Genomic DNA, 11,818 nt, shown 5'->3' with positions numbered 1-11,818 from the left:
GGTGCGATGCAGATTTCGCCGACGTTCGTCATGACCGACGATCAGGTCGCGGAGATGGCAGCAGGGATCCTCGCAGCCCTCGGCTAGGTACCTCGTTTTCCGTTGACAGACATCGTGTTACGGAATCATTAAGCCGAAGAAAATGTTTGGACCCTTCGCGGCGCGGTCCTCATTTCGGTCGAAACTGTCTCCAGCACTGACGATGACCCCTGCCCGCGTCATCTGCCACCATTGTTGCCAATCTCGGCGAGTGGGTTCTGGCAGATTGTCATCACGTCCAAATCTGATTGCTGCATTAGCGTTTCACTCCAGACACGGTGTTTGTGAGCTGGGGCACAAAGCATTTCGAACACCTTCCTCCTTCGCGAAAGGTCTCGTCATGCCGATCTGGACGTTGCACGGAGACGGAAAGAACATCGGACCCGGTGAAGTGGTCGCTCCCGGCGAGCGACTCAGTTGGGGAAGAACCATCGGGTTGGGTGGCCAGCATGTCGTGTCGATGTTCGGCGCGACGTTCGTCTTCCCGATCATCATGGGGCTCAATCCTCAACTTGCCGTGATGATGTCGGGCTTTTGTACGCTCTTTTTCCTCCTGGTGGTCAAAGGACGCGTCCCCAGTTACCTCGGTACGTCGGCGGCCTTCGTCGGCGGCGTTGCCGCTATTCGTGCTCAGGGTGGAACGACGGCGGAAGTGACCGGTGCGATTCTGGTGTCGGGGTTGGTTCTGGGATTCGTCGGCATCGCCATCCACTTTCTCGGCGGTGGCGTCATCAGTAAAGCGCTACCGCCGGTGGTCACCGGCGCTGTGGTGATGCTGATCGGTTTCAACCTGGCGCCCGTTGTCGCGGGGTTGTACTGGCCGCAGGACCAATGGGTGGCACTGATCGTGATGGTTGCCCTGATCGTGATGAGCGTTGCGCTACGCGGCTTCCTGGGACGTATCGCCATTCTCGTCGCGCTGGTTTTCGGCTACATCTTCTCGTGGGTCCTCGACCGGGTCTCCGGTCCGATCACGTCCGCCGGCGGTAGTGGAGCACCCACCGAGCACTTTCGTGTCAACTGGGATTCGGTGCACTCGGCGTCATGGTTCGGGTTGCCGCCGTTCTCGGACGAAGCCAACGGAATCGTCGGTATCCACGCTCCCTCGTTCAGCCTCACGTTCATCGTTCTGGTCCTTCCCGGTGTCATCGCACTGGTCGCGGAAAACGCCGGTCACGTCAAGGCCGTCGCCGAGATCACGGGCGACGATCTCGACCCGTACATCGGACGCGCAATTGCCGGTGACGGTTTTGCCACCGCCATCGCCAGCGCAGTAGGCGGCTCTCCCACGACGACACACGCCGAGAACATCGGTGTCATGGCGGCCACTCGGGTGTACTCGACCGCCGCGTACGTGATCGCGGGTGTCATCGCGATCCTGCTCGGCTTCTCCCCCAAGTTCGGGGCGGTCATGGCGGCGACTCCCGGCGGCGTTCTCGGTGGAATTCTTGTGGTTCTGTTCGGCATGATCGGTCTGCTCGGCGCCAAGATCTGGAAAGAGAACGGTGTCGACTTCGGGAATCCGCTGAATCTGATGCCGATCGCCGCCGGTCTGATCATCGGTATCGGCGACACGGCTCTGAAGTTCAGTGACACGTTCTCACTCGGAGGCATCGCGCTCGGCACCATCGTCTTGATCGTGATGTACCACTTCTGCCAGTTCGTCGGGTCCAGGAACCCCGAACTGAACAGGCCGGAGCCCGGCAGGCGACCGGGCTCCACGACGGGTCCGGATACGTCAGATGACGAACGGGAAGAGCCCGTGGCGCAGCTCACGTGATGCCAAGTTGAATGTATGCCAGGTATGACCCGTGACCGTTGTCACATCTGCACAAAACGTGAAGTGACTCATAGAGGCAGGATTGAGTAATGAAACCGTCGCCGCTGACTTATCACCGACCGTCCTCGGTCGAGGACGCGTGCCGAATCCTCTCCGAGGTCTCTCACGAGGGGAAGGTGCTCGCCGGTGGGCAATCGCTTGTGCCGCTGCTGTCCATGCGCCTCGCCGCGCCCGCCCACATCGTCGACATCGGATCGATCCCGAACCTCGCTTCGGTGACCTCGTCCGAAGACGAAGGAGTGCGGTTCCAGGCCCTGGCCACGCACTCGGTGCTGGCGGCCGACGAAGGTGCTCGTCGAGTTCAGCCTCTACTGAACCGTGCTCTGCAGTTGGTAGCGCACCCCACGATCCGTAACCGCGGGACGAGCGTCGGTTCCATCGTCCATGCCGACCCGTCGGCGGAGATGCCGGCAGTCCTGACACTGCTCGGCGGCAGCGTGACCGTCCAGTCGGTGCGTGGCACCCGCGAGATCGCGTCGACGGATCTCTTTGCCGGTCCTCTCGAGTCGAGCCTGGAATCGGACGAGATCGCGGTGTCGGTGTCGGTGCCCGGCGCCGAACCCGGAGTGGGGACCGCCATCGACGAGATCGCGCGTCGTCACGGTGACTATGCACTGGTCGGCGTCGTCGCCCGGATTCGCGTGGTCGACGGTCTGGTGGCCGAAGCGCACATGACGTACGTGTCCGCCGGAGAGCTGGGGCAGGTCGTGGACTACACGGACGTGCTGGCGGGGGCGTCCGCGACGGATCAGCGAGACCCGCGATGGCGCACTCTCGGAGAATGCGCCCGCGCGCAGATAGATACCGAGGCAGACATTCACGGGACGGCGGCGTACCGCTCGCAGTTGGTGTCCGCGCTCACGGCGCGGGTCGGCTTCGCGGCGGCAACGGATGCTCTCAGTGAGAACGCAGTACTGGCAGGAAAGTGGTGACAATGTCCAAAAACGATCGCTCCATCGATGATCAACTTGCCGAGTTGGCAGCAGACACCGGTGAGCACCATGTGGCCGTGACGTTCACGCTCAACGAGGTGACGAGCACCGTCGTTCTTCCCTCCCGCACCTTGGCTTCGGATGCCATTCGTCACCACCTCCGTAAGACGGGCACGCACGTCGGTTGTGAACACGGCGTGTGTGGTGCGTGCACCGTGCTGCTCGACGGAAAGCCGGTTCGGTCCTGCCTCGTCCTCGCTGCCAGCCTCGAAGGTCGATCGATCACGACCGTCGAAGGCCTCGTTGAGCCGGACGGTACTTTGCATCCGGTTCAGCAGGCGTTCAAGGATTGTCACGGTCTGCAGTGCGGATTCTGCACACCGGGATTCGTGACGACCATCGCGGCGTTTCTCGAGGAGAACCCCAATCCCACACGTGAGGAAGCAACCGACGCGATCGCGGGAAACCTCTGCCGTTGTACGGGATACCAGAACATCAGGGCGTCGGTTCTGCGCGCAGCCGAGATCAAGCGTGAACGGGCCGGGCAGTTCCCGCTCGGAATCGACGACGCGTCCACTCGGGAGGCGTTGGATCGCAAGGTGCGGGGAACGACGAATCCCGTCGGAGGACGGGCGGGTAAGGCATGAGTACTCCGGTCAAACCAGCAAAGCGCAACGGGGCGAAGCACCCGGCTTCCGATCATTCGACGGCCGATCATTCGGTTGCCGACGACGGCAAGTTCTTCGGTAAACCGATTCCGCGCGAGGAAGATACGCGTCTGCTCAGCGGTCAGGGGCGATACCTCGACGATCTGGGCCACAACGCGCTGATCGCGGCATTCGTCAGGTCGCCGCACGCTCATGCGCGAATCATCGACATCGACATCGACCAGGCGCTGGAAGTGCCTGGTGTGCATGCCATCTACACCTACGAAGATCTCCTGGCCGACACGCCGGAAATGGCGGAGAACCTGCCACTGCTCATTCCGCATCCGGGAATCATCGCTCCGCGCAACGGGTATCCCCTCGCGAAGGACGAGGTGAAGCATGTCGGCGAAGCCATCGCCATGGTGGTCGCCGACAACCGGTACATCGCCGAGGACGCTTGCGCGAAGATCGACGTCACCTACGAGGCGCTGAAGCCTGTAGTGGGGATCGACGTCGCTCGCACCGCCGCCAACGCCGTCCACGCCGACGTTCCGGACAACGTCGCCGCTCACCTGCAGCACGGGTTCGGAGATCTGGATGCCGAACTGGCCGCCGCGCCGCACCGACTGACGCTGGATCTCGAAATCGAGCGTTCGGCTTCCATGCCGATGGAGGGCAAGGGTGTCTACGCGCGCTGGGACGGCGACGAGAACACCCTCACGTTCTGGACCTCCACCCAGACCTCCACGTCCGCCCGCGCCGCAATCGCCGCGCGATTGGGGATGGCGCTGAACAAGGTTCACTGCATCGCTCCTGACGTCGGCGGTGGATTCGGCGTCAAGATCGTTCACCCGTGGCCCGAAGAAGTGATGATCACGTGGGCCGCTCGACGCCTCGGCCAGGCCGGCATCTCCTGTGAGGTGAAGTGGGTCGAGGATCGCCGTGAGCACTTCATCTCGAGCGCGCACGAGCGTGGGCAGATCCAGAAGGTCGACATCGGATTCGACGACGAGGGTCGTCTGTTGGCGTTCGACTTCACGTTCTGGCACGACAACGGTGCCTACCTGCCGTACGGGATCATCGTCATGATCAACACCGCGACGCAGGTTCTCGGGCCGTACAAGCCGAAGTCGTTCCGGGTCAACGCCTATTCGCTGTACACCAACACGGTCATAGTGACCCCGTACCGCGGCGCCGGACGTCCGCAGGCCGTGTTCGCTATGGAGCGATCCATGGACGCCATCGCCAAGTACCTGAACAAGGACAAGATCGCGGTGCGGGAGGCGAACTTCATTCGCCCCGAGGACATGCCGTACGACTTCGGCCTGATGTTCCAGGACGGACGCCCGTTGATCTACGACACGGGCGACTACCAGGCAGGCATCGACAAGCTCAAGAAGCTCATCGACTGGGACGGATTTCCCGAGTACCAGAGGAAGGCTCGCGCCGAAGGGCGGTCGGTCGGCATCGGTATCGGTGCGTACGTCGAGGGAACCGGCCCGGGGCCTTACGAGGGTGCACACGTCGTGGTCGAGACGTCCGGAAAGGTCAAGGCGGCAACAGGCTTGACGACGCAAGGCCAAGGACATCAGACCGCCTTCGCCCAGATCGTCGCGGACGATCTCGGAGTCAAGGTCTCCGACGTCGAGATCGTCACGGGTGATACCCGCCGGTTCGGTTATGCCGTCGGCACTTTCGCCTCGCGTGGTGCGGTCATGTCGGGTTCGGCCTTCCATGTCGCGGCGCAGATGGTCGCGGAGAAGGCGAAGAAGATCGCCTCCGGAATCTTGGATCTGCCGGAAACCGAACTGGAACTCCGGGAAGGCCACGTGTGCAAGATCGGCACCGAAGCCGGAGTGGAAGGTACGTCCGTACCGCTGAGTGTTGTTGCCGTGCTGTCGAACCCGCTACGATATGCGTTCGACCGTGAGTCGAAGCTGGCCACCGGTTTCGCCAAGACCGACACGGACATGTCGAAGCCGCCGATTCCCGAGGGTGAGCAGCCTGGTCTGGAAGCAACCGGCTACTACTCGCCGCCCAGTTCCACCTTCGCTTCGGGAGTGCACGCGGCGATCGTCGAAACCGATCCCGTGACAGCCGAGATCACGGTCCGTCGTTACGTTGTCATCCACGACTGCGGAAACGTGATCAACCCCCGCATCGTCGAAGGCCAGGTCATGGGCGCCGTCGCGCAAGGTATCGGCGGCGCACTCTACGAGCGGATCGTCTACGACGAGCACGGGCAGATGCTCAACGCGTCGTACATGGACTTCTTGATGCCGTTCGTCACCGAGATGCCGGATTCGCTCGAGATGGATCACACCGTCACGCCGTCAGGGCTCAACCCACTCGGAATGAAGGGTGCCGGTGAGGCCGGTGTGATCCCCACCAGCGCCGTCATCGCGGCCGCCATCGAGGACGCCGAAGGAATCTCGATCACGTCCATGCCCATTTCACCGTCCGAACTGTTCGAACTTCGACTCGCACATGCGGGTTCGTCATCAGAGGAGAATGCATGAGAATCGCCGGCACCGCGCAGCTGACGGCACCTCGCGAAGAGGTCTACGACAAGCTCCAGGACGGTCGTGTACTGGCCGCGACCATTCCCGGTGTGCAGTCGCTCGAGCAGCTCACAGACAATCATTACAAGCTCTCCATCATGGCCGGAGTTGCGTCGATCAAGGGCGTCTACGACGGCGAGGTTGTTCTGTCGCAACAGAATCGGCCCAATTCGTTTGTCATGACGGCTTCGGGGGCTGGTGCTCCCGGCACGGTGAAGGCGGACGTCACGGTCACCTTGACGGAGAACGAGGGTGGCACGCTGCTTTCGTATGACGCCGATGCCGTGGTCGGCGGGATGGTCGGCGGCGTCGGGCAGCGCATGATCACCGGTGTAGCCAAGAAGATGGCCGGGGTGTTCTTCAAGAGCATCGACGGCGTCATTGCCAACGGCATCCCCGAGAAGGTCACTGCCGCCGTGGCGGCGGCAATACCGGCAGTGGCGGTCGAAGGCGCGCCGGTAGTCTCCGGAGCTGTCGCGGCACCGGCGGTTCTTCCGGCCGCTGCACCGACAGCGGGCGGCACAGATGCTCGCACGGTGATGGTCAGCGCCGTCGTCGGCGCAGCCATTGCTTTGTCAGGTGTTGCTATAGGCGGATTCCTGGCGCGTTCTGGTTGTCGCGAGTAGTTCACTCAGGTGTCAACAGCTGATTCACGATGAGGGAAACGCCCCGAACCGACCAGGTTCGGGGCGTTTTTCACGTCCGCGTAACCCACGGGGGCGCCGGCGAAGATCCGCTCGTGATCGTGCGCCGAACCTTGGCCCCCCGATTCGGCGAATTGTGACAAAGAATCCGCCCTTCCGAACCTGTGGAATAGCACTACACGTCAGGTACGAGCCACTCACCGGCTAGGCCGCAACCGTCGATCGGTACCAGACGAGACGAGCCAAAGATCTCAGGAGGAAGCGTGGAACCCAGGAAGATTCGGGTCGGTATCGATACCGGCGGAACGTTCACCGACATCGTGGCAGTGGACGACGAAACCGGCGCCATCGTCACCACCAAGACCCCGTCCACCCCGGCGGATCCCGCCGAGGGCTTTCTCGCCGGTATCGAGAAAGTGCTCGCCAAGCTCGGCGAGAGCGGCGACTCGATCGGTGCGGTCAGCCACGGCACGACCGTTGCGACCAACAAGCTGCTCGAAGGCAAGGTCGAGAACCTCGGCTTCATCACCACCGAAGGCTACGAGCACGTTCTCGAAATCGCTCGTCAGTCGGTGCCGGACGGCTACGGCAACTCGTACTTCTGGGTCAAGCCCGAACGCATCGTTCCCGCCGATCGTGTACGCACCGTCGGTGGACGGCTTTCCTTCGACGGCAGCGAGATTCGTCCGCTCGACGAAGAGAGCGTTCGCAGCGCAGCGCAGTTCTTCAAGGACCGCGGCATCCGGACCATCGGCGTCTGCCTCATGCACTCGTACGCCGATCCGACGCACGAGGAGCGCGTTCGCGACATCCTCTTCGAGGTCTTCCCCGATGCGACGGTGAGCATCTCGAGCCAGGTGCTTCGTGAGTACCGCGAATACGAGCGGTCCATCACCACTCTCGTCGACGCCGCGGTCAAGCCGAACATCCGAAACTACGTGAACAACATCGCGAATCGTCTGCGTGAGTTCTCGACCACCGACGGCGAACCCCGCGACATCCCGTTCTACGTCATGAAGTCCAACGGCGGTGTCCTTTCAGCCAAAGAGGTTGTTCACCAGCCTATTACGACAGTTCTGTCGGGGCCGGCTGCCGGAGCTCTCGGTGCTGCGCTGATCGCCGATGCGGCCGGCGTCGAGCAGGTGTTGACCTGTGACGGCGGCGGAACATCGACGGACGTCACCGTCGTGGTTCGCGGCGAGCCCGCGCTGACCACCGAAGGGCGAGTGGGCAACTACCCGTCGAAGATCCCGATGATCGACGTCGTGACCGTCGGCGCCGGAGGTGGCTCGATCGCGTGGATGACGCCGGAACGCACCCTCCGCGTCGGCCCTCAGTCGGCGGGCGCCGATCCCGGACCGTTGTGCTACGGCAAGGGCGGCAGCGAACCGACCATCACCGACGCGCACGTCCTGCTCGGCCGCATCCCACCTCACCTGCTCGGTGGCGAGATTCCTCTCGACACGGAATTGGCACGCAAGGGCCTCGAAGAGCTTGCAACACAGCTCAGTCTGGGCTTCGAGGAGTGCGCGGTCGGCGTCCTCGAGGTTTCGGCGTGGAACCAGGCCAACGCCCTGCGTCAGATCACCGTCAAGCGTGGCCTCGACGTTCGCGACTTCACCCTCGTGACGTTCGGCGGTTCCGGCTCCCTGCTCGCCTGCCGTCTCGTCGACATCCTGGGTCTGAAAGACGTTCTTGTCCCGCTCAATCCGGGTAACGTCTCCGCGTTCGGTCTGCTGACGGTCGATGTCCGCAACGACTACGTCCAGACGCATGTCAGTCGTCACGACCGGTTGAAGGCTGAAGACCTGCAGAGCCAGTTCGACGCGTTGGCCGGCGAGGCCGAAATCGCGCTTGCCGAAGAAGGATTCGACGAGACGCAGCGCAAGTACTCCCGTACTGCGGATCTGCGTTACCTCGGTCAGGCCTTCGAGGTACGCGTCCCGGTGGCGGAAGGTACCGTCACGGCGCAGATCATGGACGACGCGGCCGAGGCGTTCCACCAGGCGCACCGCGAACTGTACGGCTACGACTTCCGGGGAGACCCGTCACAGCACGTGGAATGGGTCAACCTGCGCGTGAGCGGCATCGGCCCGATCAAGCGTCCGACGCTCAAGGAGATCCCCGCCGGCACTGGCGCCGACACCGCCCGAACCGGTTCGCGGCAATCGTATTTCGACAGCTGGGTCGAAACTGCTACCTACGACCGCACGCTGCTCGGTGCGGGTGACGTCATCGAAGGACCGGCCGTGATCGAGGAGTTCAGCTCGACTGTCCCGATCCACCCCGGATTCTCGGCACGTATCGACACCTTCGGGAACATTCGTATCTCGAAGTCTTCCGACTCGAACGGAGTGAAGTGATGACCGCCATTCTCGATGCTGCTGCTGCCACCGCGGCCAAGCCGTACCGACTCACCGCTACCGACGGTGCGTCACCTGATCCGATTTTGGTCGAGATCGTCGCCGGTTACCTCGCCAGCGTGGAAATGGAAGTCGAGACCTCCATTTCGCGCACCTCGCGTTCGCCGATGATCCGTGACGCTCACGACTTCCGCGCGGGTATTCACGACCGGAACCTCCGCAAGCTCACGGGCCGTTCGTATTCCGCCCTGGTTCATCCGATCGCCCGGGACTTCCCACTCGAGACGATGAAGCCGGGAGACGTGTACTTCCACAACGACGTCTACCTGTCCGAAGGTGGCATCGGCCATCTCCCCGACCTCTGCGTCACGGTGCCTGTCTTCGCCCGCGTCACTCCCGATGCCGAGCCGAAGGTTGTTGCGTTCGTTCAGGCATTCGGTCACCACGACGACATCGGCGGTTGCTGCCCCGGCTCCATGCCGTCCGGCGCCACCACGGTGTACGAAGAGGGTTTGATGGTTCCGCCGATCAAACTGTGGGACCAGGGAGTTCCCAACGAGGCGGCGCTGCGCATCATGACGCGTAACTCCCGCATGCCGGACGCTCTCGCAGCTGACCTCGACGCCGAGTGCTCGGCGTGCCTGATGGGGGCGCGTCGACTCACCGAATTGTTCGAGCGCTACGGCGTCGACACCGTCGAGTCGTGCTTCGACGCGATGATGGACGCGACCACCGAGACGTACCGCCGCGAGATCCTCAGCAAGATCCCGGTCGGTGAGTACACGTGGGAGGACTACGCCGAGCACGACGGCGTCGACGAGCCGATGCTCCACATCCAGCGGATCACGCTCACGAAGACGCGGCCGGAGGACGAGGGCGGCGAGCGACTCATCCTGGACTTCAACGGAACCGGACCGCAGGCAAAGGGCCCGATCAACCACTGCGGTGACTACGCGGACGGAAACTTCCTCATCAAGTGGTTGGCCCCGATTCTGCGTAACCTCGCGGACACCCCGGAGCGCATGGCCGAACTGGATGTCAACGAGGGCGTCGTACCGCTGATCGAGATGAAGTTCCCCGAAAAGGGAACATTGATCACCCCGATCTTCCCTGCCCCCACCAACGCTCGCACCTTTGTCATCCTCCGTCTGCTCGGAGTGCTGGCCGGCGTCGTCGCCAAGGCTGTGGACGGCAACATGCCCGCCGACCAGGAGACCATCAGGTACACCGGTGTTTACGGTGAGGACTTCGAGGGTCACTCGTACCTCATGCGTGAGGTGCTCGGCGGCGGTTCGGGCGGACGCTATTACGCCGACGGTGAGGACACGATTCACGTCGTTCCCGATTCACGGAACCTGCCGACCGAATTCACCGAGAGCCGTTTCCCCTTCATCGTCGAGAAGCTCGGTCTGGCCATGGATTCCGGCGGAGCCGGACGCTACCGCGGCGGCCTGGGATACGAGAAGCACATCCGGATGCTCAAGGATGCGCACTTCATGTCCATTGCGGATCGTTCGATCCTCGCCTGCTGGGGAGTCAAGGGCGGCAAGGCCGGTCGGCCGTTCTCCGTGGTCCTGGATCCGGGTGGACCGAACGAGCGTGAGTTCGACGCTCTGACCGATGCCGAGCCGATCAAGGCCGGCGAGGTCGTACGGATTCGCACCACCGGTGGTGGCGGTTGGGGAGATCCACTGGAGCGCCCGATCGAAGAGGTCTTGCGAGACATTCAGTGGCGCAAGGTTTCCGTGGAGGGCGCACGCGACGACTACGGTGTTGTCGTGATCGAGGGTGACGAGCCGTCGGTCGACGAGGCTGCTACCACGGAGCTACGGGATCAGTTGCGCTCGGAGCGCGGTGAGAACGAACCCTTCTTCGATCGGGGTCCGGGCTACGCGCAGCTTTCCGGTGGCGCCACCTCAGCGGTCTACGACTACGTCTAGGACGGAAAACTCTCATGGAGAACGGAATTGCTCGCGGCGCCGACATCGCGGTGATCGGCGCCGCGGGTAAGACCGGTGAGGCAGTCGTCGCTGCACTGCCGCAGAGCGTGACAGCTCGGCGACTGGTGCGAAAGGCGCGTGTCGACGGGGACTTCGAGGTAGAACTCGAAACGGGAAGAGGGCTGCGCAAGGCGCTCGCCGGGTGCCGAGGGGTGTACTTCATTGCCCCGAACGTCCATCCCGACGAGCCGGCGCTGCTTCGCAATGCGCTGACGGCAGCGGCTTCGGCGGGGGTGGAGCACTTTGTCTATCACTCCGTGGCGTGGCCGTTCAGCCCGTCAATGCCGCATCACCTGGACAAAGCCAGGTGTGAGGACGAACTGCATCGTTCGCCTTTGAAATGGACTGTGCTGCAGCCATGTGCATACGCGCAGAATTTCGAAGCAGTACTCACGGGTCGGTCAGAGACCATCGTCGTGCCGTACAGCGCGGACACGAGGTTCTCGTTCGTGAGTTTGGCGGACGTGGCAGCTGTTGCCGCGGTCGTCCTGAGCGAGGGCCCGGGCGAGCATCACGGAGCGACGTACGAGGTGGGCGGCCCGCAAGCTCTGAGCGTCATGGAGGTGGCACAGATGGTGGAGAAGCAGACGTCACGTACCGTCGCGATAGAACAGATCAGCGTGGATCAATGGCGTGAACAGATCGGCAGCGGCCTGGACGTCAACGCCAGCTCACGATTGGCGGCGATGTTCGAGTTCTACAACCACCACGACTTCCTTGCAGGCAGTGCTGCCGTGGAACTGCTTCTGGGTCGCCGACCGATGGGCGTCGAGAGCCTGATTCGGTGAGGCT

8 protein-coding genes are annotated in these 11,818 nt (G+C 63.0%); all 8 read left to right on the top strand.

The window, feature by feature from the left end:
* Positions 1–379: 379 nt before the first annotated feature.
* The 8 genes from B0E55_RS26205 (at position 380) to B0E55_RS26170 (ending at position 11,814) form a co-directional block, all read left to right on the top strand.
* On the top strand, positions 380–1,819 hold the full coding sequence (locus B0E55_RS26205) for a uracil-xanthine permease family protein (RefSeq protein WP_020909747.1): 1,440 nt from the start codon (positions 380–382) through the stop codon (positions 1,817–1,819).
* A gap of 89 nt (positions 1,820–1,908) precedes the next feature.
* Positions 1,909–2,811 (top strand): FAD binding domain-containing protein, encoded by a 903-nt coding sequence (locus tag B0E55_RS26200; protein ID WP_019746091.1) that lies wholly within the window; start codon positions 1,909–1,911, stop codon positions 2,809–2,811.
* A gap of 2 nt (positions 2,812–2,813) precedes the next feature.
* Positions 2,814–3,458: a (2Fe-2S)-binding protein gene (locus B0E55_RS26195; protein WP_029256750.1), complete on the top strand. Its 645-nt coding sequence runs from the start codon at positions 2,814–2,816 to the stop codon at positions 3,456–3,458.
* Positions 3,455–5,977, top strand: coding sequence for an aerobic carbon-monoxide dehydrogenase large subunit (cutA, locus tag B0E55_RS26190; RefSeq protein ID WP_019746089.1), 2,523 nt, complete (start codon positions 3,455–3,457; stop codon positions 5,975–5,977). The genes B0E55_RS26195 and cutA overlap by 4 nt, the downstream gene beginning before the upstream one ends.
* Positions 5,974–6,645 carry an SRPBCC family protein gene (locus B0E55_RS26185; protein WP_003946004.1) on the top strand — a complete coding sequence of 224 codons (672 nt, stop codon included), beginning with the start codon at positions 5,974–5,976 and terminating at the stop codon, positions 6,643–6,645. Before cutA ends, B0E55_RS26185 begins: the two co-directional genes overlap by 4 nt.
* A 281-nt stretch (positions 6,646–6,926) precedes the next feature.
* Positions 6,927–9,026 (top strand): hydantoinase/oxoprolinase family protein, encoded by a 2,100-nt coding sequence (locus B0E55_RS26180; RefSeq protein ID WP_019746087.1) that lies wholly within the window; start codon positions 6,927–6,929, stop codon positions 9,024–9,026.
* Entirely contained in the window at positions 9,026–10,966 is a 1,941-nt protein-coding gene (locus B0E55_RS26175; protein WP_003946069.1) for a hydantoinase B/oxoprolinase family protein, read from the top strand. Before B0E55_RS26180 ends, B0E55_RS26175 begins: the two co-directional genes overlap by 1 nt.
* Before the next feature lie 14 nt (positions 10,967–10,980).
* Entirely contained in the window at positions 10,981–11,814 is an 834-nt protein-coding gene (locus tag B0E55_RS26170; RefSeq protein WP_029256748.1) for an NmrA family NAD(P)-binding protein, read from the top strand.
* Positions 11,815–11,818 lie beyond the last annotated feature (4 nt).

This window comes from Rhodococcus sp. 66b, from assembly GCF_002076325.1.
Classification (GTDB): Bacteria; Actinomycetota; Actinomycetes; order Mycobacteriales; family Mycobacteriaceae; genus Rhodococcus_F; species Rhodococcus_F erythropolis.
This window is presented reverse-complemented; position numbering and strand designations above follow the sequence as displayed.